Genomic DNA, 22,477 nt, shown 5'->3' with positions numbered 1-22,477 from the left:
ATAAGAAGAACCTGGATTTGGCTTACGTATCTTGTATTTGCCTTGCTGCTCATCGCGCCTTTGGTGAAGATTGTGCTAGGCGCTTGGGAGAATGGCATGCAAGGCCTGATTGACGGACTTACGCGTCCCGAAGCGCTGCATGCGCTGATGATGACGGGAATCATTGTGGTTGTGGTTACGGCGATCAATACGGGCTTTGGTGTCATGCTCGCGCTGTACTTGGTACGGGCGCAATGGATCGGCCCAAGGATGAAGCGGCTGCTTAACAGTATAGTTGACTTGCCGTTCGCGGTGTCGCCGGTTATCGGCGGATTAATGATTGTGTTATTGCTGGGTCCTCAGACCGTGATTGGCGCATTATTCGAGGATGCCGGCTTCAAGATTGTCTATGCGCTGCCCGGCATGATTCTGGCGACCTTATTCGTGACGTTCCCGATCATGGTGCGGGAAGTGATGCCGGTGCTGCAGGAGATTGGCGCCCAGCAGGAAGAAGCGGCGTCGACGCTTGGCGCTTATTCGTGGTATACGTTCTGGAAAGTGACATGGCCGTCCATTCGCTGGGGCGTCGTCTACGGCGTCGTGCTGACGGTGGCAAGGTCGCTGGGGGAATTCGGAGCGGTGTTGGTCGTCTCGGGCAATATCATGAACAAGACGCAGACCGCCACGACGCTCGTCTATCAGGATGTCGAGAATTTCAACGTAGTGGCCGCCAATGGAATCGCGCTCGTGCTTGCGGCATTCTCCGTAGGGCTGCTGCTTCTGATGGAATGGGCCAAAAAACGAAAGGAAGTGCATTAGGAGATGCATATCGAGGTTCGTGACTTAAACAAAAGCTTCGGCGATTTCCATGCGGTCAAGGATGTAAGCTTCGATATTGAGAAAGGCAAGCTGATCGGCCTGCTCGGTCCGAGCGGAGGCGGCAAGACATCGATACTGCGCATGCTTGCGGGGCTTGAGACGCCAACCTCCGGCGATATCGTATTCCACGGGCAGCGGGTTAACGACTTGCCTCCGCAGGAGCGGGGGATCGGCTTTGTCTTTCAGAACTATGCGCTGTTCAAGCATATGACGGTATATGACAACATAGCATTTGGATTGAAAGTAAAGAAGCAGACCAAAGAACAAATTCGCGAGCGAGTGATGTATTTGGTCGAGCTGACGGGACTTAAGGGCTTCGAGCATCGTTATCCCCACCAGCTCTCTGGCGGTCAGCGACAGCGTGTAGCCTTTGCCAGGGCGCTTGCTCCGGAGCCGCAGCTGCTGCTGCTCGACGAGCCGTTCGCAGCGATCGACGCCAAGATTCGTACGGAGCTGCGGACATGGCTGAAGGATATGATCGAGCGTTTAGGCATTACCTCGATCTTCGTTACGCATGACCAGGACGAGGCAATTGAAGTCGCTGATGAAATTATGATCATTAGCAAAGGCCGCCTGGAGCAGAAGGGAAGTCCGTGGGATATTTACAAAAATCCGGAGACGCCTTTTGTCGCCAGCTTTATCGGCGAATCATCCATTGTCGATGATCTGTCCGAGCTTCGAGGCTTCGAGGATGCGTCGAATGTGCCCGGCACGAAGGCACTCATTCGTCCTGAATATATCGAGATTGGCAAGGCAGGCGAGATTAAGCTGGCATCCGCTTCGATGCCCGCTGTCGTGAAGCATCTTCACTTCCGCGGCAGTGAATGGATGGTTGAGCTTGCGGTCGGCGATACGAAGCTGATCACTTACCGGTCGCTGGAGAAGGAAGTGCTGCATCCCGGCGATGAGGTGAATGTGCTTGTCCACCGTGCCTATCTGTTCAATGATCAAGCGAGCTGGATCTTGGAGAACCCGCTCAAAGTCGATCCGATGCCGATTCATATCTAATCAAGCCTAGTTGCAGAAAAGAGTGTTGCCCTTATGATACGTAATCCGATTCCCATAAAATATCTGTTGCTTGTGCTTCTGGCTTTCATAACCTTGATCGCGGCTGCCGGATGTGCGAAGAATGATGAGCCCGGAGCCGTTCAGCCTGCTGTTGAAGGCGATGTCACACTCGTAATAGGAGCCTATTCGGTCGTGAAGGATGCCTTCGCAGAGCTGCTGCCGGAATTTCAGAAGCAATGGGAGCAGGAGACCGGCCAGCGTGTGACATTCCAGGAATCGTATGAGGCGTCCGGCACGCAGGCCAGAGCGATCGCAGGCGGATTCGAAGCGGATGTAGCTGTGCTTGCGATGGAGGGCGATCTGGATAAAATATCGGATGCGGGACTTCTGACGCATGATTGGCGTGAACATAGCAACAGAGGTATGATTACCCGCTCCATCGTCGTGCTTGGCACGCGTCCGGGCAATCCGCTGGGCATACGGGACTGGTCGGATCTCGCCCGCGACGGGGTGAAGGTGCTCTATCCCAATCCGAAGACGTCCGGCGGCGCCCAGTGGGACATCAATGCCATCTACGGAGCCGGACTCAAGCGTGCGGAAGCGGAGACGGGAGAGAAATCCGCGGAGTATGCCAAGACGTTCCTAAAGTCGGTCCATCGCAACGTGGAGTCGCTGGATAAGAGCGGCAGAGCCTCCATGGCTGCCTTCGAATATGGCGTCGGCGATGTGATTGTGACCTACGAGAATGAGCTGATTGCCCGCATTCAGAAGGGCGTGTCCTATGATATCGTGATTCCGAGGGATACGATCCTGATTGAAAATCCCGCCGCAGTCGTGGATAAAAACGTGGATCGCCACGGCACCCGCCAGGTGGCGGAGGCTTTCGTCGACTATCTGCATAGCGAAGAGGCGCAGCGCCTGTTCGTCAGGCATGGATTCCGTCCTAGCCATGAGGCAATAGCCGAAGAATCCAAGGAAAAGTTCGTCACGCCGGAAGGCTTGTTCGATATTGAATATTTGGGCGGATGGAGCGAGGTTCGCCAGCTGCTGTATGCCAAGAAAGGTGTTTGGTACCAAGTGCTGGCTGATATTTGATGCGTTAATCATGAGGGGAGCATGTCGCCATAGGGGCGGCTGCTTCTTTTTTTTCTGGCGAAAGAAGGGAATTTGATGGATAAACTCGAATAATAGGAAAGCGAATGAAAAGAAGGCAATCAATCGGTTATTGCATTCTTGGGCAAAATCGAATACCATTAGATTAGAATAATTCTAAATTTCTGGCGCCTGCCGTATTGCGGCGGGCCTTCTATAGATCGCTTGCGATACCAACAATGGAGGTGCGATAAGATGAACGTCTCGGCTGAGATAGATAAAATCAAACGAAGCTTAATGGAAAATGGCTATAAGCTGACGACCCAGCGTGAAATTATAGTGCGGGTTCTTCTGGAGAACGAGCAGGAGCATCTAAGCGCAGAGGATGTCTATATGCTTGTAAAGGAAAAATTCCCGGAGATCGGACTTGCAACGGTCTATCGTACATTGGAGCTGCTTGCGGAGCTGCAGATTGTGGCGAAGATGAACTTCGGGGACGGCGTTGCCCGCTTTGACCTGCGCGGCGAAGATCATGAGCATATGCATCATCACCTGATTTGCCAGAAGTGCGGTGCGCTTGAGGAAATCAAGGAAGACTGGCTGACGGAGCTGGAGGAGCGGCTGGAGCGCGAATACGGCTTCAAAGTATTGGATCACCGGCTTGACTTCACGGGCAATTACAAGGAATGCCAAGGCACCGAGTGCAAACGCGATCGCAAGGCTGTGTCGTAGGGTAACTGCGGACAGATTGTTATCTGTGCGATGCTAGACGTTTCGGACTGCCTATTAACGAGATGAACGTAAGGACTTCAAGCAGGATTGATCTGCTGCTGGAAGTCCTTTTTGTTCATGTAATTACCGTCTCTAAGCGGACAGGAAGAGTCAATAGGTCAGGTTTTAGCTTCTTCCATCCGGTAAGCGCGGACGCAGCTTTCGCATACACATGACTTGCCCCTTGCCTCTACGGGTATACGAGCAAGAAGCTCCTTCGGGATAGCGGCATGAAAGCACCAGCAATCCCGTGGATTCTCGTCCAACAGGGCCGCGCAGCGGTTGCCGCTTCCACAGAGCGGACATTGGTCGCTCATGTTCATCCCTCCTTGCACAATCAGCCCTGCGGTCCAAAGCCGCAGGGCTGATTGTGATGTTCGTCAGCGATTGAATATAAATTTCTCGATGACATGCTTGACGCCATCTTCATTGTTGGACAACGTCACATAATCGGCGATCTCCTTCAACATGGGAACAGCATTGCCCATCGCGACACCAAGACCGGCAGCCTGGATCATTTCACGGTCGTTCCATGCGTCGCCGATTGCAATCGTCTCCTCCATTGTGCAGCCGATATGCTCGGCCATATGCTTCAGCGCATGGCCTTTCGTGCCCTCTTTGTGCATGAACTCCAGATAGTGGGCTTTCGACTTCGTAATATGAACCCGATCGCCGATCAGCGCTTGAAGTTCGATTGCAATTTCGTCCAGACGGTCGGGCTCGTCAATCATCAGCATCTTGTTCGTTGGTTGATCGATGAGCTTGGCAAAATCCGGTTCAATCAAATACGGGATATTGGATAGTTTGGAATAGGCTTTGATCCGGTCATTGTCCTCAGTGCCGTACAACTCGTCATTCACATAGGACTGAAGATGAAGGCCATGCTCCTTGCAGTAGCCGTACAGTTCCTTCGCCGCATCCGCCGGCACGGAACGCTCATACAGAACTTGTCCATCCAGCAGCGTTTTGACGAGAGCACCTTGATACGTGATAATAGGTACATTAAGATTAATGCCTTTCGCAATCTTCTGAGCGGAAGCGAACATGCGGCCGGTAGCCAGCGTTACCGTCACGCCCATCTCGATTGCGGAGGCCATCGCCAAGCGTGTGCCTTCCGATACCGTCAAATTATCGCTTAACAGCGTGTCGTCCACATCAATAGCAATCAGCTTATACATACTAGCGGTAGCTCCTCTCTGTTGCCGTCACAGCATTCACAATAAAGTTGATTGTAGCGAAAATCCAGCTTACATACAAGGAGATAATCGAATGGATCATTACAGCGAAGCACCAGTCAAAAAGAAATCGGGATTCATATACGTCATCGGCGTATTTGCACTGCTTATTATCGGATACATTTTCGGATCGCTGTCGGTTTCGATGCGCTACCCGATTTTGAAGGAGCCTACATTTAAGCAATTTAATGCTTCCTATACGAAAATATTGAACGACTATCTGGAAGGAGCGGAGCCGGAGGATTTGATCAACGGCGCTGCCCGCGGTATGGTCGCTTCGCTTGAGGACCCGTTCTCACAATATTTGGTTGGAGAGCAGGGAGAGGCCTATACCCAGTCTTATGAAGGCGAGTTTTATGGCATCGGCGCCAACATGAGGAAGGAAGAAGAGCAGTACGTCATTACTTCGGTCATTAAGGATACGCCTGCGGAGCGCGGTGGCGTCCTGGCAGGCGATGTCATTCTTGCGGTTGACGGAAAGGAGGTCAAGGGCTTGTCGTTCCAGGAGCTGCTTGGTCTCGTGCGCGGCGAGGAGGGCAGCTCCGTGACGCTCAAGATCCAGCGCCCAAGCGAAGAAGGGCCGCTAGATATTACGCTGAAGCGTGCCCCTATTCCAGTTCATACGGTGTCAGCGGAGCGGCTGGATGACGGTGTCGGTCATATTACGATTAGCCGGTTTGCCGAGAATACGGCGAAGGAATTCAAGGAGGAGCTTGCCAAGCTGGAAGAGGAAGGACCACTGAAGGGGCTCTTACTTGATATGCGCTCCAATCCGGGCGGGCTGTTGACGTCTACAATCGAGATCGCCAGCGTCCTTATCCCGAAGGATAAGAAAATATTGGATGTCGTCTACAAAAATGAGCGCCAGACGGTCAGCTTTTTGTCCCATCAGGAGAAAGAGTGGAAGGTTCCAATCACGGTGCTGGTGAACGGACAATCCGCAAGCGCCAGCGAAGTGATGGCGGCAGCATTGAAGGAATCTGCCGGAGCGCAAGTTGTAGGAGAGACGACCTACGGCAAAGGCGTCGTTCAAGCGTTCAGGGAATTTCCTGACGGATCTGTGCTGAGCCTGACAGAAGCGCAATGGAAGACACCGGGCGGGACATGGATTAACAAGCAAGGCGTCGCTCCGGATTATGAGGTATCGCTGCCTGAATATGCGAAGGTCAGACCGCTCGCCACAGGATCGAAGATGCAGAAGGGAAGCTACGGGGACAATGTCATCACACTTCAAATAATGTTGCGTGAGCTGGGCTATGGTCCGCTTGGCAAGGAAGGCGTCTTCGACGAGCAGACCGAAGCGGCGCTCAAGGCTTTCCAGAGCGCTGAAGGGCTGGAAGCAACCGGCGTGTTCAACGACAAGACAGGCTACAGGCTTGTTGAGCTGCTCCGCGAGAAGCTGGCGAAGGAAGATACGCAGCTGGATAAAGGCATTGAGGTGCTGCAAGGCCTCTCCAAGTAAGGGGAGAGCGCAAGTCTCGAACAATCAGAAGTCCGAATTCGGCAGTGAGCGCCGGTTCGGACTTTTGTTGTTCATTGGCTGATGAGGATGCAAGGGCAAAGGAAAATGAATGAACCATGCAGAAGGAGTACAACTTAAGGAAGAGCGTATAGGATGTTTTGCTTGAACCACCGGACATAAACTAAAGTCATCGCCAATTTCAAGGCTTGTTTCTTGACATTCTCATTGATAATGATTATCATAACTATGAGAACGACGATCAGTAAGGACAAAGCGGCGCGGGGTGACCTATGAAGAAGATCAAGTATTGCAGGCGTAATTTGAAAAACGGCTCCAAGTCTCTGTACAAGGCGATGAAGGAGAACTATCCAGACATTAAGCGCAAGAAAAGCGATTGTCTGGGCAATTGCAAAACCTGCAAGATGGAATGCTTCGTTGTAGTGAAATCCAAAACGATAAGCGCGCCAACACCGGATATGCTTTATAAGCGATTGAAAAAAATGATCGGTTAGCCATAATAGTGGTGGATTTAGAAAGGGCGGCCATATGCCGCCTCTTTCTTTTATGTTAGAATAAGTATAAATAAGAAAAGAAGAGGTGCACATTTATGAAAGATTCTCTAGCCAAAGCGCTTAACGAACAAATGAACTTCGAGTTCTACTCCGCTCATGTGTATCTTGCCATGGCAGCTTATTGCTCCGGTGATAGCCTGGATGGTTTCGCTAATTTCTTTATTGTACAAGCTGAAGAAGAACGGTTCCACGCCATGAAAATATACAAGTTCCTGAATGACCGGGGACGCCGCGCGACGCTTGAGGCGCTGCCTGAGCCAAACAACGATTACGATTCCGTGCTGCATGCCTTCGAGCAAGGCTATAAGCACGAACAACAGAATACGGAGCGCTTCTATCACTTATCCGATCTTGCGATGAATGATCGCGAGCATGCGACGATCAACTTCCTGAAGTGGTTTATCGACGAGCAGGTGGAAGAGGAAGCATTGTTCGACAGCATTATTAACAAGCTTAAGCGGATTGATAAGGACAGCAACGCGTTTTATATGCTGGATACGGAATTCGCAGGCCGTTCGTTTACGGCGCCGGCTGAATAACAAGAACAGGCTTGGAGACGGACGAAGCGTCTCCGGGCTTTTTTTTAGTTTTAGGCAACCTATGCCAGAAGGAAGGGGTTCACACATGATTGACCAAGCGACACCGCAAGATGCGGATAGGATTATGCCTTTAATGCTGTCAGCCATCGACTCCATTGCCTACACACTGTCAGGCACGCGCAATGATGAGGAGACGTGGCGCATACTAGCCGATGCTATCCGGCAAGAGAATAACCGGCTCAGCTATCGCAATATTATTGTAGACCAGCGTGATGGCGCTATAGCAGGCATGCTGATTTGTTACGCTGGGGATGAGGCTCATCGGCTGGATCAACCGATACGCGACAGGCTTGCGCGCGATCACGGACCGGAAGCGGCGAAAGCGCTCGTACCTGAGTGCCGGCCAGGTGACTTCTATCTCGATGCAGTCGCGGTAGATGAGCGCTATCAGGGCCAGGGCATTGCAAAAGCATTGATCGGAGCGTTCGAGCAAAGAGGTGCTGAAGCCGGTTGTGCCAGACTGTCCTTGATTGTCGAGCAATACAATGATCGTGCCCGTGCGTTGTACAAGAAGCTTGGGTATCGGGAGGACGGTTTGCTGGACGTTGGCGGCAGTTCATATACCCGCATGATTAAGGATATTTGAAGCCGGGGCAAGCCCGGTTTTTTCTCTATGGACTCTATTATCATTTCATAGACACTTGCCGATCAACATGATAGGATGATCTGGTATATGTTTCTAGGTGAATATGGGAGGACGTGGAGAACTAGATGAAGAAACTAGGATATAAGGCTGTAGCCAGCTCTCTGCTGGTTGCAGGCTTGCTGCTGGCACCCGTTTCTGCTGTAACGACGGACGTTGCGGCGGCTGCCAGCTCCGCCAAGGAGACGACGGCATCGATTCAACTATGGGTGGACGGAAAGCAGCTTAAGCTGTCGGCGCCTATCTACAAAGAAAACGGCGTAACGCTTGCTCCCATGACGGATTTGCTGAATGCACTTGAGGCTTCTTCGGTCTATGAGAAGAAGTCGCAGACGGTCATTATCCGCAGCAGTACGCTCACGATTACACTGGCAATCGGGCAGAAGGAAGCGATTGTGAACGGCAAGACGGTGAAGATGGATGCAGCGGCAACAACCCAAAACAACGTTGTCTATGTTCCGCTCCGCTTCATCGCCGAGAAGCTGGAAGCTAAGGTGGAGTGGGATAAGGCTGCCAACGCCATTAAGGTGAAAAGCTGGTATTATCAGCAATTGGAGAAGTATGAGGAGGAAGAAGAAACGGAAGCAGTCTATCGCGAAGAAGACAAGCTGTCCTCCACCCAAATTGTTGATCTGTTCGACGAAAGCGTCTTGATGATCATGACGAACAAAGGACTTGGCAGCGGCGTGGTTATTGGCGAGGATTTGATTTTGACCAATTATCATGTCATCTTCGACGCCACTTCCGCTATTGCGAATTCGATCTATTATGACGAGTTCAAGGTGAAGGGCGTTGTCGCCTATGACGAGGAAGCCGATCTGGCGATCTTGCGTACAGAAGAACCTATGGAATTGGTTCCGGTTGGTCTGAGCTACGATTATCTTGCCCGCAAGGGTGATCGCGTATATGCAATCGGAAGCCCGCTAGGCTTTATGAATACGGTCTCTACGGGACTTATCAGCAATTATCATTTCGAGAACGGCGTTTCCTATCTTCAAACGAATGCTCAGACGGACCATGGCAGCTCTGGCGGCGCCTTGTTCAATGAATACGGTGAGCTCGTAGGAATTACGACTGCCGGTATGGATAACTCCTTGGCCAACATCGGTATTGCGGTATCAGCCTTCCACGCGGCTGAATTGGTTGAGTCAGTGACAGAGGATATGGTGAATAAGGCGGGATTCCTCACGCCTCCGCTTCCAGACACACTGAAAGGCGTAGCGAATGAAGATATTCAGAAGCTGATGAAAAAGGAATTTTCCGTTGTGCAAACGCTGGAAGGTGATGCGGAGATAACGAACTGGCAAGTGCGCCGCGATGCGGACGGCTGGCTCTTATTTACGGCTAATATCGATCCCGTCTTCTATCTCTATTATGGAGCGGCAACGGCAGGAGAGCTGAGATTGTGGTCGGTAAATCTGGCGCATGAGCTTCATCGCATGCTTCCTGATGAGCAGATTCAAGTGAGGATTTCGTTCCAGCGCGATTACAGCTTCCAACCAAGAGGGCTCGCTTCTGACGAAGTGACTCCGCTTGGTGAAGGCAAATGGCGTGTTCAATATCCGGTCATGGATTTGCAACTGAAGGATCAGCTCTATATAGAAACCAGATTCTAGTTTAAAAGAGGACGTCCTCGCCGAATGCGGCGAATAGGGACGCCTCTTCTTTTTTGGCGTGAAGTTCGGTACAATAGAAGGCAGCTTGTCGCTGTCACATAGATAGCGACGTATGCACACTGACTAAAGTTAGAGAGGTTTATCCCCATATGAAAGTCGTGCTATCTACCCTTAACGCCAAGTTTATTCATACGTCGCTCGCTCTGCGCTGTCTGAAGGCATACAGCGAGCATCAATTCGATATTGATATTGCGGAATACACCATTAAAGACCCGGCGATGAACATCGTGTCTGACTTATTCTCCAGAAATCCCGATGTCATCGGCTTCTCCTGTTATATCTGGAATATTGAAGAGACGATTACCGTCGTCAATATGCTGCGCAAGATTAAGCCAGACATCCGTATCGTCCTTGGCGGCCCGGAAGTGAGCTATGATACCGAGCAATGGATGGAGCGTCTGCAGGATATCGATTTCATCGTAATGGGGGAAGGGGAAGAGACCTTCCATCACTTGCTGACGGAGCTTGAAGGCGACGGAAAATTCCATATGGTATTCGGGCTGGCTTACCGCAAGTGTAAAGGCGAAGAGTCGGAGATTGTGATTACTCCCGGCCGTCCGAAGCTTAACCTGAATGAGCTACCTTCTCCGCACCGGTTCAAGGAGGATATTCCTCATCTGGGCAGCCGCGTTGTTTATTTTGAGACGAGCAGAGGCTGTCCGTTCAGCTGCCAGTTTTGCTTGTCCAGCATCGAGGTGGGGGTGCGGTACTTTGATATGGACCGGACGAAATCCGATATTCTATATCTGATCGAGAATGGCGCCAAGCTGATCAAGTTCGTGGACCGGACCTTTAACATTAAGCGGGATTATGCGCTGGAGATGTTCCAATTTCTCATTGAGAACCATCAGGGCTGCGTGTTCCAATTCGAGATTACGGCCGACATTATGCGGCCGGAGGTGCTCGATTATTTGGCCGAGCATGCGCCTCCCGGCATCTTCCGCTTCGAGATTGGCGTCCAATCGACCAATGATCCGACTAATCTTGCGGTTCAGCGCCGCCAGAACTGGTCCAAGCTGGTCCGTACGGTGACGAAGGTGAAGGATTCCGGCAAAATCGATCAGCATCTGGATTTAATTGCAGGCTTGCCGCTGGAAAACTACGATACGTTCAGAGGAACGTTCAATGATGTATTCGCCTTGCGGCCAGAGGAGCTGCAGCTTGGCTTCCTGAAGATGCTGCGCGGAACGGGATTGCGTCTGGATGCCGAGAAGTGGGGCTATATCTATATGGACAGAGCGCCATATGAGATGCTGGGCAACGATCTGATGCCGTTCGGCGATATCGTCCGCATTAAGCGGGTAGAGGATGTGCTGGAGAAATATTGGAATGCGCACCGGATGGATCATACTCTGCTTTATTTGGTCGATCGCGTTTTCCCGTCTCCATTCGATTTCTTCCAGCTGTTCGGTGATTATTGGGAGCAGCGCGGCTGGCAGAAGATCGGCCATCAGCTGGAGGACCTGTTCTCGCGGCTATGGTCTTTCCTTACAACTGTCAGCCAAGGGGAAACGGCCGGACTGGCGGAGGAGTATAAGGATAGGCTGGATCTGGATGCGGTGCTCGGTCTCATGAAATATGATTATTTCCTGAACCATAACTACAAGCCGCGCAAGATCTGGTGGGACTTTACGATGGAGAAGCAGGAATGGTCCGGCTGGATGAAGAAGCTGGGCGAATCGCCGGAGATCGTCTCCGGGAACTTCGCAGCATTGGGGCTTCACGAGCGGGAGCTTCACAAGCACGCCGTTCTGGAGATTATGCCATTCGATCTGGCTGTATTCCTGGAGACGGGAGAGCTGCGCAGGGACCGGCATACGCTGCTTGTGGTGATCTATGCGCTTGGACAAGAGGGAAGCAAGCCAAAGCCGCGTCCGTTCATGATGGCGTTGGAACCGGCTGCAGCCCGACCGTAACAAAGATTGATAACGGCGAAAAAAAAGGACCATCCCGGCAGATTAATCTGCCGGGATGGTCCTTTTTCTTCGGTATGTGTTGCTTCAGTGTGTCTTAAGAAGCAGGAACGGAGCATCGCAGCACCGTCAATGATCCGGACAATTCATAACGCCCCAATGTTGCCGGGAGCAGGAAGCAGTCACCTGTCCGCGCAGGCAGCTCACCGTCCCCCCAGCGCAGGTGACCCTCACCTTCCGCAATCATCAGGATAATGAAGCTCTCTATGGAGGTATTGGCTGCTTCGCTGTCCCTAATCAGGCCCTTCTCGACGTGAAAATAAGGCGATTCGGCTATCGTCAGCCAATGCCCTGCCTGGAGATCCGATGTGTCCATCCGGCTGGCGCCGACATCGTGATAAGCAATGACCTGCAGCGAATCCTTGATGTGCAGCTCTCGCGGCTTGCCATCCAGTCCCGGACGGTCGTAATCATACAAGCGATAGGTGGTATCGGAGTTTTGCTGAATCTCGGCTACTACTACGCCAGAGCAGAGTGCATGCACCGTACCGGCAGGGATGTAGAAGGCATCTCCGGCTTTGACGGATACTTCATGAAGCGTATCCATAATCCGGTCTTCTTCAATGGCTGTCGCCATGGCCTGCGCATCGATATGTTCCTTCAGCCCGTATATGATTTTCGCTCCAGGCTTGGCCTCGAGTATATACCACATCTCCGTCTTCCCCGACTCACCTTTGGGCAAGCCTTCGTAATCATCGACGGGATGAACCTGCACGGACAGATCGTCATTGCAGTCCAGCAGCTTGATCAATAATGGAAATCTACCGTTGCCAGCAGCTGAGCCCCGTGTGCCGAACCACTCGCAGCCGTACTTCTCCCGTATCTGATCCAGGCCAAGTCCCTTTAACGGACCGTTCTCGACACGGGTAATGCCGTTCGGGTGATCGCTGATCATCCAGCCTTCGCCGATAGCGCCCGGAGGCAGCTCCAGGCCGAAGCCTTCCAGGGCGCGGCCGCCCCATATCCGTTCCTTCATCTCCGCTTTGAATTGAAGCGGGTATGCTTTAATGCTCATATGGCAAAGCCTCCTATGACTGCGTATTTTAAGTAATTATAGAGGTTGGCCAGGCTGGAACAATTCCAGAATTTCGCCGTCTGGACCATAGAAGAAGAAATACCTCGCACCGTTCGGCAACGTCGTGATGTCGGTATCACGCAGCTCTACCGGCAATCCCTTGATGCGCTCGACCTCCGCGTCAAGATCATCTACGGTAAAGGCGATATGGTGAACCTTGCCTTCCGCAGGCAGCGAATCATTATAGCCTTCAATTAATTCAATCTCGGTTTCTTCATGACCGGGGAAAGCAAGAAAAGCCAGCCGAATGATGCCGTTCGTATGTTTCATCGTATATTTATGGACGAGTCCAAGCACTTCCGTATAGAAGGAGACGGATGCTTCAATATTTTTAACCATAATGCCAATATGCTCAAGCTTTTTGACTGCCACGGGGACATTCTCCTCTCGTTTATCAGAATAATGAAATGAATGATTGTTCTAGACGGTTTTTCGTTTCTCTACCGCAATCAGATAGGGAGCGGCGCTTCGCTGCGGCTGGCGGTACAGCACGGCTTGTCCGAGCGACTGCGGCAAGCCTGCAGTCCACTCATCCACAGCAGCGGCTTCTAGGTCGCCGCCGGGATGGCCGGGGTAGAGCACGCATGTCAGAATGCCTCCGGGACGAAGCAGGCCCATCGCGGCTTGCAGCGCCTCAATCGTGGACTCTGGCTGGGTGACGATACTTTGATCGCTGCCCGGAAGGTATCCCAAATTAAACATTATGGCGGCTATTTGGCCGACGTGTTCCGGCGCGACCGCATTCGCCATCCCCGCATGGTCCTGCAGCAGAAGCTGTACCTGAGGAAGTCCTCCTGCTGCTTCAAGCCGCTCGCGGGTCCGATCAAGGGCGGACTGCTGGATGTCGAAGGCATAGACGATTCCTTTGGAGCCGACCAGTTCAGCCAATGCTAGCGTATCGACGCCGCCGCCTGCTGTCGCGTCGATGACGGCGTCTCCGCTGCCGGCGCGCTCCGAAGTCCACTTATGGGCCATGCTTAGCACGGACAAGAATCCCACCGCTTACACCTCCCGCTGCCACAGCCGGCCTTGCCACGTATTGCGGCGGCGCAGCTCGGCGTCGATCCCGTTCAGCACTTCCCATTTCTTCAAGCTCCACATCGGGCCAATCAGCAAATCTCTTGGCGCATCTCCTGTCAGGCGATGAACAATCATCTCCGGCGGCAGCAGCTCTAACGAATCTATGATCAGCTTAATATATTCGTCCTGCTCCAGGAATTGCAGCAGTCCCGCTTCGTATTGCTTTACCATCGGCGTCTTGCGCATCAAGTGGAGCAGGTGGATCTTGATTCCTTGCACGTCCATCCGCGCGACCGCCCGGCAGGTATCGATCATCATCTGATGAGTCTCCTGCGGCAAGCCGTAAATAATATGCGCGCATACCCGTATGCCCCGCTCGCGCAGACGCCTTACGGCGTCGAAATAACATTTCGTATCATGGGCGCGGTTAATAAGTTGAGAGGTCGATTCATGGACGGACTGCAGTCCCATCTCGATCCAAAGGTAAGTACGCTCATTCAGCTCGGCCAAGTAGTCGACGACATCTTCAGGCAGACAGTCCGGACGAGTCGCAATGGACAAGCCCACTACGCCGGGCTGCTGCAGAATGACCTCATAATACTCGCGAAGCTCCTCTACCGGAGCATACGTATTCGTATAGGCCTGGAAGTAGCCGATATAACCCGCCTCCGGCCACTTCTGATGCTGCCGGTCCCGAATCGTATTGAACTGGGTCACCAGATCGTCGCGCCGTCTGCCGGCGAAGTCTCCCGAGCCGCGTGCGCTGCAGAATGTGCAGCCGCCTTTGGCGATGCTGCCGTCCCGGTTGGGGCAAGTGAATCCGGCGTCCAGCATCACCTTGAATACTTTCCCGCCGAATTGCTCCCTCATTTCGTAATTCCACGTATGAAATCTTTTATCAGCCCAGAGCATCGGTTGTCCGGGCGCCCCTATATCAATCATGAATTTCCCCTTCTTCCACAACGTTCACCCTTCATTTTAACGAAAAACGGACCGAAAAGCCATGCTTGCACAACGCCAACAGAATAATCGTTCGGATATCGGGAAAACTGGAAGCTAACGCGAGAAAACCGTAATTTAGGCTTGAAAAACCTAACATGATGTGTTATATTAAAAGTGCGACAAATCAATGAAAATACCTGACATAGTCTAAATGTAACCGCACACATGAAAAGTCGATTAATTGGAAACGGGATTATATAAATCGATGAGGTGATGTGAGATGAATTTGACAAAAATTCCGAATGGCGATGAGAAAGTAACCGTAGAACTGACAGTGAAGGAACTGATGGCGCTGGCAGGCGTACACTTCCACGCCAACCATGACGTGAAGGTATCTGCGCGCCGGAAGCTGAATATGGTGCTGGAAGACGCATGGGAGAAGGACGGCAAGGACAACGCGCCGATCTCGTACCAGTTCCTGAACTGATTGCAGGAGATACATGTCTGAATCGCAAGAGGCGTTTCTCGCGAGGAGCCAACGAAGGGCTTCGCGAAGACGCCTCTTTTTTGTGCAGCATTTTCCTGTTGGGAGATTAGGAGAAAAACGCTTTACAACGGGGGCAGAGTTGGTCACAATAAGGACTGACCATTTATCAAGCACGTTATGTGATTAGCCTACAAAAGAGGAGAATAACGATATGCGTTTAAGAGGTAGAAAAGGCATCCGAGAGAATTTGGAAGGACAGCCGGAGCTGGTTGTGCTGGACGCAACGCCGCATCGCGGCAAGTGGCGCGAGTTTTTCGGCAACGATAATCCCATTTATGTGGAGCTAGGCATGGGCAAGGGGCGTTTCATCAGCCAGATGAGCGTACGCAATCCCCATATCAACTTCGTTGGGGTGGACATGTACGACGAGCTGCTTAGAAGAGCAAGCGAGAAAGCGCGTATCGCATGGGAAGAGAAGGGCGAGGAGACGCCTCCGAACCTGGCTCTGCTGCGCGCCAACATTGAAGACATCGAAAATATGTTCGCTCCGGGCGAACTGGAACGTGTCTATCTGAACTTCAGCGATCCGTGGCCAAAGAGCAAGCATGCGCGCCGCAGATTGACGCATCAGCGTTTTGTATCCAAATATATCGAGATTCTGAACGAGCGCGGCGAAATTCATTTCAAGACGGATTCCCAGTCGCTGTTCGAATTTTCGCTTAACAGCTTCGCCGACATGGAGCTGGTTATGCGTAATATCTCGCTGCATCTGCATAAGGACGAGCCTCGTGAGGATCTCGTATTTACCGAATACGAAATGAAATTTATGCAGAAGGGCCAACCGATCCATCGGGTAGAGGTGGTTATCGGTTCGGAGGCGCTGCGCGAACATCGCGAGAATAAACAAAAAAGCCTGCGGGATGAAGCGGCCGCAAGCTCTGATTCCAATGAAGATGGTACAGATGAATCATAATGATGGCTATATGATAGCCGCCGGATAGATCCAGAAGTAATAGACGGTGTAAGCCGTTACCGTACCGATGATCGCTCCGGCGGCGACGTCTGAAGGATAATGCAGGCCCAGATGCATCCGCGACCAGGCGACGGACAGGGCGATGATCATGGCCGCCGGCGTGAACGCCAGCGTCCAGATTCCTCCGGTCAGCAGCAACGGCACAATCCATGCGAAGATCGCCGTCGTATGTCCGGACGGGAATGAGGAATCCTGCAGCGGCTTCGGGCAAGTCTGGACCTCGGGCATCGCCTGGTATGGACGAAGCCTCTTGAATTTACGTTTCACAATGGCAACCGGTAGATGGCTGATGGCAACCGCCGCAAGGCATTGCCATCCTGCCGTGCTCCAGGGAGCGGGCGCAAGCAAGGCAAGCAGCAGGGCGGAGACGAGCGTGAACGTAGCGCCGCCCATATGCGTGACCGTGCTCAGCCATCTGTCGACCGCCTGGTACATCCTGCCGCCAGAAGTCCTCCGATTCGCCCACATCAGCATTCTTCGCTCTCTAGCTCTCATCCAACCTATCATTCTCTGCATCGCTGTCATCCTCTCTCCCGTAGGCAGGCTGAACTCCATCTCTTGTTTCTATTGTAACAAAAGATTATTGCCGGAGCGTTAACGAAATAATAATTCTGAATTAACTCTACCTTCATACCCTCTTAATCCGTTTCAAACATACGCGCTCTATCCTTATAAGTAAGTACGCCCGCGAGCAGCTGTAGGTTGCGGGACAACAAGGAGGAGAGGCGAATTTGAAAATCGCGATATTTACCGATACGTACGATCCCGATGTGAATGGTGTAGCCCGGACGCTAAGCAGGTGGACCTGTTACCTGGAGACAAAGGGAGTGTGCAGCAAAGTATTTGCGCCGGAGCCCTCTGCGTCTTTTCATCCCCTTGCCCCATCACATGCCGTGGAACGATTCGCGAGCTTGCCGTTTTTCCTCTACCCCGAATGCAGGCTTGCCCTTCCTAATCCGGCTCATATCCGAAGAGAGCTTGCCCGCTTCCAGCCTGATCTCATTCATGTCGCCACCCCGTTCAACCTAGGCCTGTTCGGCATTCACTACGCCCGCAAATACAACATTCCGCTCATCGCTTCCTACCACACCAACTTCGATCAATATTTATCGTTTTACAATCTACAATGGATGGAAAAGCTGCTATGGAGGTATATGAATTGGTTTCATCGGGACTGTAAGGCTATATTTGCGCCTTCTGAGACGACTCGTCTGGCCTTAATCGACCGTGGCTGGGAGCCCTCGAGGCTGAAGCTGTGGAGCAGGGGTGTGGATCATGGGACATTCCATCCCATGGTGAACAGGCATGAGCATCGGGAGAGAAACGGCATCGGCGTGAACGTTTTTCTAGCCTTTTATGCCGGGAGATTGGCGCCGGAGAAGGACATGGAGACCGCGATTGATGCCTTTGCCATGTTCCAGAGAGCGTCGGCTCCGGATGCGATGTTCGTTATTGCGGGCGATGGACCATCCGCCGCTGCTTTGATGGACAGATGTGAACGTGCTGGCGTGAATGCTACGTTTATCGGTTTCGCCGACGCCGGGGAGCTGCAGCGCTGGTACGCCTCCGCTGACGTGCTGCTTTTTCCTTCGCCAACTGAAACCTTCGGCAATGTCGCTCTAGAAGCAATGGCCTGCGGAACGCCGGTTATCGCGGCGGATGCAGGCGGTGTGCGGGATACGGTAAGAGATGGGGAGAATGGCTTGCTCAGGCATCCTGGCGACGCGGAAAACTTCGCTGAAGCGCTTGGGCTGCTATTTGCCGACGAGGAACTGAGGGAGAGGCTGGGGCGGAATGCTCATGCCTATAGCCTTTCGCAATCCTGGGACGCGATATTCGACACCCTTCTTGCGAGTTGTATGACGATTGCCGCGGCATCCTGGCATGAGATCCCAGCTGTTCGGGAAAGGCAGATTAATTAATTTTAATAAGATCGAAACAATCAAGGACATTTGTGCTAAAAACGAAGCATTTGGTTGAGAATAAGACGGAAGCGACGAAAAGCGAGGGGAACAGTCTCCTCCGATTGAATGCAAGCGTTTTTCTGACGGAATTAAGCGTAAATAAGTCAAATTCCCATTTTGACAAAGTGGGAGGTTTCCGTGGAAAATCAGGAAGTCATAAGAAAGTTAAAAATTCACATCGGCTGACTGAAAACAAAAAGAAAGCCCGACTCGTATAGAGATAAGGAGCGGGCACACACAAAATGGGGTTTTAAGGGGGCAATACCGTATGATTTTTACCGTAGTGTTTATTATTTTTCAGGTTGTACTGGCCTGTATCGCGGTGTACCAATTCTCGCTCTCCCTGTTCGGATTCATGAAAAATAAGAGCAGGAAGCGCCATGCGCCAAACAAATCGTTCGCCGTGCTCGTAGCTGCGCACAACGAAGAAAAGGTAGTTGGCGCCCTAATCGAAAATTTGAAGAAGCTTGATTATCCGGAAGAATTGTTCGACATCTTCGTCATCTGTGATAACTGCACAGACGGCACAGCCGATATTGCCAGAAGCATGGGCGTGCACGCCTGCGAGCGGACGAACTACCATCTGCGGGGCAAAGGCTACGCGATCGAATGGATGCTCAAGGAGCTATGGGCGATGCCGCGCCAATATGACGCAATCGTCATGTTCGACGCCGACAACCTGGTCAACCGCGATTTCCTGCAGCTGATGAACGACGATCTGTGCGAGGGCCATCAAGTCATTCAAGGCTACCTCGATACCAAAAATCCGGGCGACTCCTGGATCACGGCAGCTTACGCCATTACTTACTGGTACTGTAACCGCTTGTGGCAGCTGTCGAGAACCAACTTGAAAATGAGTAACTTCCTGGGCGGAACGGGCATGTGCTTCGAATCCAATCTGCTGAAGGAAATGGGATGGGGCGCAACGAGCCTTGTGGAGGATCTGGAGTTCTCCATGCGCTGCGTGAAGCGCAATATCTATCCGATTCTGAACTACGACGCCAAGGTGTACGACGAGAAGCCGGTATCGTTCCGCGCTTCTGCCAGACAGCGACTGCGCTGGATGCAGGGACACTTCAACGTGGCCCGCAATTACTTCTTCCCGCTTCTGTGGGCGAGCATTAAGGAACGCAACCTGGTCAAGTTCGACGCCGCAATCTATACGATCTCCGTCTACAATACGCTGCTCGGCTTCCTGCTGACAGCCGTGATGTGGATCGATATGGCGCTTCCGGCTCCTAACGTCATCCATTCGCTCTATGGCTACCTGCCATGGTGGCTGATCGGAATAGTGATTGCCGCTACAGTCCTGCAATTCCCGGCAGCGATGATGATGGAGAAGGTGAGAAGCAAGAAGATGTACGCGCACTTGCTGACGCTGCCGTTCTTCCTGATCTCCTGGTGGCCCATTACGTTCTACGCATTCTTCACGCAAAACAACAAGACATGGAGCCACACGCAGCATACGCGCGTTGTCCGTATCGAAGAAGTGCAGAGCAAATAAAGTAATCGCCGCTGTTGACATGCAATAGGCGGTATGCTATAGTAATTCAGTATTGTGTTATGACATATTCGCACAAGCAGAAGCGCCCGCTTCTCACCTTTCGGCTTGGCTGACTGGTTCGCGATAATCGGATGGGTATGCTGACGTTCCTTCGGGAGCGGCACTAGCAGAATCAATGAACGGTTATGAGATGCGGGTTCTAGCGAATCCGCATTTTTTTATTTGGATCAATAAGATCGTATACCATTTTGGAGGTGGCACGTTATTAGCAGAGAACATCAAATCAACGATGAAATCCGGGCCAGAGAAGTTCGTTTGGTAGGAGCGGATGGAGAGCAGATCGGCATTAAATCGACTCGCGACGCGTTGCAGCTTGCTGCTGACGCTGGTCTGGATCTGGTGAACGTTGCGCCGACGGCCAAACCGCCGGTATGCCGCATCATGGACTACGGCAAATTCCGTTACGAGCAACAGAAGAAAGACAAAGAAGCGCGCAAGAATCAGAAAATCGTTGACGTGAAGGAAGTCTGGTTCCGCGCCAATATTGAGGAACATGACTATCAAGTGAAATTCCGCAACGTCGTCAAGTTTCTGAATGAAGGCGACAAGGTGAAGGCTTCCGTACGCTTCCGCGGCCGCGAGATCACGCATGCGTCGATCGGCCAGAAGATTCTGGAACGTCTGTCCAAAGAGGTTGCCGAAATATGCAATGTCGAGCGCGCTCCCAAGCTGGAAGGCCGGAGCATGATTATGATTTTGGCACCAAAAACCAACAGCTAACGGCTGGACCAACATTAAGGAGGATAAACTGACATGCCAAAGATGAAAACGCACAGCAGTCTGAAGGACCGCTTCAAAATTACCGGTACTGGTAAAGTGAAACGCTACAAAGCTTACAGAAACCACTTGCTTTCGCACAAATCGGGACGTCAAAAACGCGTTCTTGCGGGTCAACCGCTTATGGCCGCTGGCGACGTTCGCCGTTTGCAGCAAGGCCTTTCCAACCTGAAATAATCATCGTTTAAGATACAAATTCAACCCACAGGAGGTTTCCACTCATGGCAAGAGTTAAAGGCGGCTTTGTCCGCGCTCGTCGTCGTAAAAGAATTCTAAAGCTGGCTAAAGGTTATTTCGGTTCGAAACATCGTCTGTTTAAAACAGCGAAGGAGCAAGTAGGCAAGTCCCTTATGTACGCTTACCGCGACCGTCGTAACAAAAAACGCGACATTCGCAGACTGTGGATCGTTCGTATCAACGCAGCAGCTCGCGTGAACGGCCTGTCCTACAGCAAATTCATGCATGGTTTGAAGCTTGCGGGCGTAGAAGTTAACCGCAAGATGCTTGCTGACCTGGCTGTTAACGATATTACATCGTTCAACTCCCTGGCTGGCGTTGCCAAACAAAAAATCAACGCTTAGTCGATACTGAGCGTTTCAAGAGGCCTCGCCTTTCGTCACAAACGTGACGGAGGCGAGGCCTCTTTGCGCTTGCCCGCGGACAAACATACAGGCATGCCGAAGCCATTCTGAATACATTGAAGAATAACGGGAAAGGAGGGATTTGGCATGCGTAATAATGTTTCCAGGGCACAAGTGCGGAAACTGGTCGGCAAATCCATCTATGCAATGCGCAAGGACGGTTCCGTTGTCTCGGGCAAGCTGGTCGCGCTTCGGGGCAACCGGCTCATTATGTCTAAGGGCAAAGGAAAAGGTTCGAAGGGCAAGAAAGCAAGAACAAAGGCTTTCTTCTTATGGCCGCTGCTTCTGTTTGATCTGCTAGCCATCGGAACACTTCCGTTCTGGGGCGGCGGCTTCGGATTTGGAGGCGGCTTTGGCGGAGGATACGGCGGCTGTGGCTGCGGCGTGCCGTCTTGCGGCGGCTGCGGTTATGGCGGAGGCGGATATTTCAACGGGTACTGATAAGGTTTAATTACTAGGATGGCGAGGCCAGCGGTTTAAGCAGTTCATAACATTGAAGCTCCGGAACATACCGGACGGTGTGATAGCCGAGCTTGTTGTAGAAATGATGGGCTCTGCCATTGATCCGGTCGACGAACAGTCGGGCCATATGGCAATGACGCGCTTTGCCGTAGGCCTCGGCATGCGCCATCAAGGCAGTACCATAATGCCGTCCGCGATGCTCCGGATGCGTAACGAGCATGTTGACGATTAACTGCTGTTGATGCACATAGAAATGAACAAAGGCGACCGGAGGCCCGAATTTGGATCTAGTCGCGACATACGTCATGCCCCTGCGGAAGCGCTTCGGCAGCTCGCGTATCATACGGGCATCCAGCGGCCTCGCGGTATGGGACATCGGAATCAGCTCTGTACGGATGAGCCGGACAAGCTCGGCATCATCGGTTCTTGCTTTGCGTGCGCGAATCATGGTATCCTTCCATTCTACGCTGCGCTATTATAGGGCGCAGTTGCATGGGATTGCCGCTCTAGGGCTACACTAGTATATGAGCATTCGCGCAAGGTTGTGTGCAGTCGCTAAAGGATGCGGTAAAATAACGGGAGCCTTGTTCTTGACGAACTGTCAGAATCGGCATATAATAATG

Annotated in this window: 26 protein-coding genes; 18 read left to right on the top strand and 8 right to left on the bottom strand. The window is 52.1% G+C overall.

What is annotated here, in order from left to right:
- The 4 genes from ACFVSO_RS19350 (at nt 1) to fur (ending at nt 3,690) form a co-directional block, all read left to right on the top strand.
- Nucleotides 1–798 (top strand): sulfate ABC transporter permease subunit, encoded by a 798-nt coding sequence (locus ACFVSO_RS19350; RefSeq protein WP_387476913.1) that lies wholly within the window; start codon nt 1–3, stop codon nt 796–798.
- Between the two features lie 3 nt (nt 799–801).
- Nucleotides 802–1,866 (top strand): sulfate/molybdate ABC transporter ATP-binding protein, encoded by a 1,065-nt coding sequence (locus ACFVSO_RS19345; protein ID WP_387476584.1) that lies wholly within the window; start codon nt 802–804, stop codon nt 1,864–1,866.
- Between the two features lie 33 nt (nt 1,867–1,899).
- Nucleotides 1,900–2,961 (top strand): sulfate ABC transporter substrate-binding protein, encoded by a 1,062-nt coding sequence (locus ACFVSO_RS19340; RefSeq protein ID WP_387476582.1) that lies wholly within the window; start codon nt 1,900–1,902, stop codon nt 2,959–2,961.
- A gap of 252 nt (nt 2,962–3,213) precedes the next feature.
- Nucleotides 3,214–3,690, top strand: a complete 477-nt coding sequence (gene fur / locus ACFVSO_RS19335; RefSeq protein ID WP_387476580.1) for a ferric iron uptake transcriptional regulator — start codon at nt 3,214–3,216, stop codon at nt 3,688–3,690.
- A gap of 158 nt (nt 3,691–3,848) precedes the next feature.
- Here the strand turns inward: fur and ACFVSO_RS19330 are convergent, their stop codons facing one another.
- Nucleotides 3,849–4,046 carry a cysteine-rich CWC family protein gene (locus ACFVSO_RS19330; protein WP_387476578.1) on the bottom strand — a complete coding sequence of 66 codons (198 nt, stop codon included), beginning with the start codon at nt 4,044–4,046 and terminating at the stop codon, nt 3,849–3,851.
- 63 nt (nt 4,047–4,109) lie between these two features.
- The gene (locus ACFVSO_RS19325; RefSeq protein ID WP_387476576.1) at nt 4,110–4,907 is read right to left on the bottom strand and encodes a Cof-type HAD-IIB family hydrolase; all 798 of its coding nucleotides are present in this window, start codon (nt 4,905–4,907) and stop codon (nt 4,110–4,112) included.
- A gap of 91 nt (nt 4,908–4,998) precedes the next feature.
- Between ACFVSO_RS19325 and ACFVSO_RS19320 the strand changes: the two genes are divergently transcribed.
- The 6 genes from ACFVSO_RS19320 to ACFVSO_RS19295 all read left to right on the top strand — a co-directional run bounded on the left by ACFVSO_RS19320 (nt 4,999) and on the right by ACFVSO_RS19295 (nt 11,832).
- Nucleotides 4,999–6,426: a S41 family peptidase gene (locus ACFVSO_RS19320; RefSeq protein WP_387476574.1), complete on the top strand. Its 1,428-nt coding sequence runs from the start codon at nt 4,999–5,001 to the stop codon at nt 6,424–6,426.
- Between the two features lie 290 nt (nt 6,427–6,716).
- Nucleotides 6,717–6,938 (top strand): DUF1450 domain-containing protein, encoded by a 222-nt coding sequence (locus tag ACFVSO_RS19315; protein WP_387476572.1) that lies wholly within the window; start codon nt 6,717–6,719, stop codon nt 6,936–6,938.
- 95 nt (nt 6,939–7,033) lie between these two features.
- Entirely contained in the window at nt 7,034–7,537 is a 504-nt protein-coding gene (locus ACFVSO_RS19310; RefSeq protein WP_387476570.1) for a ferritin, read from the top strand.
- 85 nt (nt 7,538–7,622) lie between these two features.
- The gene (locus ACFVSO_RS19305) at nt 7,623–8,183 is read left to right on the top strand and encodes a GNAT family N-acetyltransferase (protein WP_387476568.1); all 561 of its coding nucleotides are present in this window, start codon (nt 7,623–7,625) and stop codon (nt 8,181–8,183) included.
- Nucleotides 8,184–8,308: 125 nt separating this feature from the next.
- Complete coding sequence (locus ACFVSO_RS19300) at nt 8,309–9,856, top strand: trypsin-like peptidase domain-containing protein (protein ID WP_387476566.1); 1,548 nt, start codon at nt 8,309–8,311, stop codon at nt 9,854–9,856.
- Nucleotides 9,857–10,005: 149 nt separating this feature from the next.
- A complete protein-coding gene (locus tag ACFVSO_RS19295; RefSeq protein ID WP_387476564.1) occupies nt 10,006–11,832 on the top strand; it encodes a B12-binding domain-containing radical SAM protein in 1,827 nt (608 codons plus the stop codon).
- A 94-nt stretch (nt 11,833–11,926) separates the two neighbouring features.
- Here the strand turns inward: ACFVSO_RS19295 and ACFVSO_RS19290 are convergent, their stop codons facing one another.
- Genes ACFVSO_RS19290 through mnmL form a run of 4 tightly spaced genes read right to left on the bottom strand, consistent with a single transcriptional unit; the run spans nt 11,927 to nt 14,926 of the window.
- Nucleotides 11,927–12,904, bottom strand: a complete 978-nt coding sequence (locus ACFVSO_RS19290) for a type I phosphomannose isomerase catalytic subunit (protein ID WP_387476562.1) — start codon at nt 12,902–12,904, stop codon at nt 11,927–11,929.
- A 36-nt stretch (nt 12,905–12,940) separates the two neighbouring features.
- Nucleotides 12,941–13,336: a VOC family protein gene (locus ACFVSO_RS19285; protein WP_387476560.1), complete on the bottom strand. Its 396-nt coding sequence runs from the start codon at nt 13,334–13,336 to the stop codon at nt 12,941–12,943.
- 48 nt (nt 13,337–13,384) lie between these two features.
- Entirely contained in the window at nt 13,385–13,963 is a 579-nt protein-coding gene (mnmM, locus tag ACFVSO_RS19280; protein ID WP_387476558.1) for a tRNA 5-(aminomethyl)-2-thiouridylate-methyltransferase MnmM, read from the bottom strand.
- A 3-nt stretch (nt 13,964–13,966) separates the two neighbouring features.
- The gene (gene mnmL / locus ACFVSO_RS19275) at nt 13,967–14,926 is read right to left on the bottom strand and encodes a tRNA modification radical SAM protein MnmL/YtqA (protein WP_387476556.1); all 960 of its coding nucleotides are present in this window, start codon (nt 14,924–14,926) and stop codon (nt 13,967–13,969) included.
- A gap of 280 nt (nt 14,927–15,206) precedes the next feature.
- Between mnmL and ACFVSO_RS19270 the strand changes: the two genes are divergently transcribed.
- Nucleotides 15,207–15,413, top strand: a complete 207-nt coding sequence (locus ACFVSO_RS19270; protein ID WP_120108160.1) for a hypothetical protein — start codon at nt 15,207–15,209, stop codon at nt 15,411–15,413.
- A 211-nt stretch (nt 15,414–15,624) separates the two neighbouring features.
- Entirely contained in the window at nt 15,625–16,386 is a 762-nt protein-coding gene (gene trmB, locus ACFVSO_RS19265; RefSeq protein ID WP_387476554.1) for a tRNA (guanosine(46)-N7)-methyltransferase TrmB, read from the top strand.
- A 6-nt stretch (nt 16,387–16,392) separates the two neighbouring features.
- Here the strand turns inward: trmB and ACFVSO_RS19260 are convergent, their stop codons facing one another.
- Complete coding sequence (locus tag ACFVSO_RS19260) at nt 16,393–16,962, bottom strand: phosphatase PAP2 family protein (RefSeq protein WP_387476551.1); 570 nt, start codon at nt 16,960–16,962, stop codon at nt 16,393–16,395.
- A 215-nt stretch (nt 16,963–17,177) separates the two neighbouring features.
- Here ACFVSO_RS19260 and ACFVSO_RS19255 point away from each other — a divergent pair, with 215 nt between their 5' ends.
- The 6 genes from ACFVSO_RS19255 to ACFVSO_RS19230 all read left to right on the top strand — a co-directional run bounded on the left by ACFVSO_RS19255 (nt 17,178) and on the right by ACFVSO_RS19230 (nt 21,833).
- Nucleotides 17,178–18,368, top strand: a complete 1,191-nt coding sequence (locus ACFVSO_RS19255) for a glycosyltransferase family 4 protein (RefSeq protein ID WP_387476548.1) — start codon at nt 17,178–17,180, stop codon at nt 18,366–18,368.
- A gap of 310 nt (nt 18,369–18,678) precedes the next feature.
- A complete protein-coding gene (locus ACFVSO_RS19250) occupies nt 18,679–19,914 on the top strand; it encodes a glycosyltransferase family 2 protein (RefSeq protein ID WP_387476546.1) in 1,236 nt (411 codons plus the stop codon).
- A gap of 282 nt (nt 19,915–20,196) precedes the next feature.
- Nucleotides 20,197–20,694: a translation initiation factor IF-3 gene (gene infC, locus ACFVSO_RS19245; RefSeq protein WP_387476911.1), complete on the top strand. Its 498-nt coding sequence runs from the start codon at nt 20,197–20,199 to the stop codon at nt 20,692–20,694.
- Between the two features lie 33 nt (nt 20,695–20,727).
- A complete protein-coding gene (rpmI, locus tag ACFVSO_RS19240; protein ID WP_068682086.1) occupies nt 20,728–20,928 on the top strand; it encodes a 50S ribosomal protein L35 in 201 nt (66 codons plus the stop codon).
- A gap of 44 nt (nt 20,929–20,972) precedes the next feature.
- On the top strand, nt 20,973–21,332 hold the full coding sequence (rplT, locus tag ACFVSO_RS19235) for a 50S ribosomal protein L20 (protein WP_387476543.1): 360 nt from the start codon (nt 20,973–20,975) through the stop codon (nt 21,330–21,332).
- A gap of 147 nt (nt 21,333–21,479) precedes the next feature.
- Nucleotides 21,480–21,833: a hypothetical protein gene (locus tag ACFVSO_RS19230; protein ID WP_387476541.1), complete on the top strand. Its 354-nt coding sequence runs from the start codon at nt 21,480–21,482 to the stop codon at nt 21,831–21,833.
- 13 nt (nt 21,834–21,846) lie between these two features.
- Here ACFVSO_RS19230 and ACFVSO_RS19225 read toward each other — a convergent pair whose 3' ends face one another.
- Nucleotides 21,847–22,302: a GNAT family N-acetyltransferase gene (locus tag ACFVSO_RS19225; protein WP_387476539.1), complete on the bottom strand. Its 456-nt coding sequence runs from the start codon at nt 22,300–22,302 to the stop codon at nt 21,847–21,849.
- Nucleotides 22,303–22,477 lie beyond the last annotated feature (175 nt).

This window comes from Paenibacillus sp. NPDC057967 (assembly GCF_042887015.1).
GTDB lineage: Bacteria > Bacillota > Bacilli > Paenibacillales > Paenibacillaceae > Pristimantibacillus.
Note: the sequence above shows the minus strand (reverse complement) of the source record. Positions and strands in the feature narration are given on the sequence as shown.

What these genes read in the sequence shown, in the direction of transcription:
- ACFVSO_RS19345 (WP_387476584.1), top strand. Translation starts at nt 802, where the DNA reads ATGCATATCGAGGTTCGTGACTTAAACAAAAGCTTCGGCGATTTCCAT.
- ACFVSO_RS19340 (WP_387476582.1), top strand. Translation starts at nt 1,900, where the DNA reads ATGATACGTAATCCGATTCCCATAAAATATCTGTTGCTTGTGCTTCTG.
- fur (WP_387476580.1), top strand. Translation starts at nt 3,214, where the DNA reads ATGAACGTCTCGGCTGAGATAGATAAAATCAAACGAAGCTTAATGGAA.
- ACFVSO_RS19330 (WP_387476578.1), bottom strand. Translation starts at nt 4,046, where the DNA reads ATGAGCGACCAATGTCCGCTCTGTGGAAGCGGCAACCGCTGCGCGGCC.
- ACFVSO_RS19325 (WP_387476576.1), bottom strand. Translation starts at nt 4,907, where the DNA reads ATGTATAAGCTGATTGCTATTGATGTGGACGACACGCTGTTAAGCGAT.
- ACFVSO_RS19320 (WP_387476574.1), top strand. Translation starts at nt 4,999, where the DNA reads ATGGATCATTACAGCGAAGCACCAGTCAAAAAGAAATCGGGATTCATA.
- ACFVSO_RS19315 (WP_387476572.1), top strand. Translation starts at nt 6,717, where the DNA reads ATGAAGAAGATCAAGTATTGCAGGCGTAATTTGAAAAACGGCTCCAAG.
- ACFVSO_RS19310 (WP_387476570.1), top strand. Translation starts at nt 7,034, where the DNA reads ATGAAAGATTCTCTAGCCAAAGCGCTTAACGAACAAATGAACTTCGAG.
- ACFVSO_RS19305 (WP_387476568.1), top strand. Translation starts at nt 7,623, where the DNA reads ATGATTGACCAAGCGACACCGCAAGATGCGGATAGGATTATGCCTTTA.
- ACFVSO_RS19300 (WP_387476566.1), top strand. Translation starts at nt 8,309, where the DNA reads ATGAAGAAACTAGGATATAAGGCTGTAGCCAGCTCTCTGCTGGTTGCA.
- ACFVSO_RS19295 (WP_387476564.1), top strand. Translation starts at nt 10,006, where the DNA reads ATGAAAGTCGTGCTATCTACCCTTAACGCCAAGTTTATTCATACGTCG.
- ACFVSO_RS19290 (WP_387476562.1), bottom strand. Translation starts at nt 12,904, where the DNA reads ATGAGCATTAAAGCATACCCGCTTCAATTCAAAGCGGAGATGAAGGAA.
- mnmL (WP_387476556.1), bottom strand. Translation starts at nt 14,926, where the DNA reads ATGATTGATATAGGGGCGCCCGGACAACCGATGCTCTGGGCTGATAAA.
- ACFVSO_RS19270 (WP_120108160.1), top strand. Translation starts at nt 15,207, where the DNA reads ATGAATTTGACAAAAATTCCGAATGGCGATGAGAAAGTAACCGTAGAA.
- trmB (WP_387476554.1), top strand. Translation starts at nt 15,625, where the DNA reads ATGCGTTTAAGAGGTAGAAAAGGCATCCGAGAGAATTTGGAAGGACAG.
- ACFVSO_RS19260 (WP_387476551.1), bottom strand. Translation starts at nt 16,962, where the DNA reads ATGCAGAGAATGATAGGTTGGATGAGAGCTAGAGAGCGAAGAATGCTG.
- ACFVSO_RS19250 (WP_387476546.1), top strand. Translation starts at nt 18,679, where the DNA reads ATGATTTTTACCGTAGTGTTTATTATTTTTCAGGTTGTACTGGCCTGT.
- rpmI (WP_068682086.1), top strand. Translation starts at nt 20,728, where the DNA reads ATGCCAAAGATGAAAACGCACAGCAGTCTGAAGGACCGCTTCAAAATT.
- rplT (WP_387476543.1), top strand. Translation starts at nt 20,973, where the DNA reads ATGGCAAGAGTTAAAGGCGGCTTTGTCCGCGCTCGTCGTCGTAAAAGA.
- ACFVSO_RS19230 (WP_387476541.1), top strand. Translation starts at nt 21,480, where the DNA reads ATGCGTAATAATGTTTCCAGGGCACAAGTGCGGAAACTGGTCGGCAAA.
- ACFVSO_RS19225 (WP_387476539.1), bottom strand. Translation starts at nt 22,302, where the DNA reads ATGATTCGCGCACGCAAAGCAAGAACCGATGATGCCGAGCTTGTCCGG.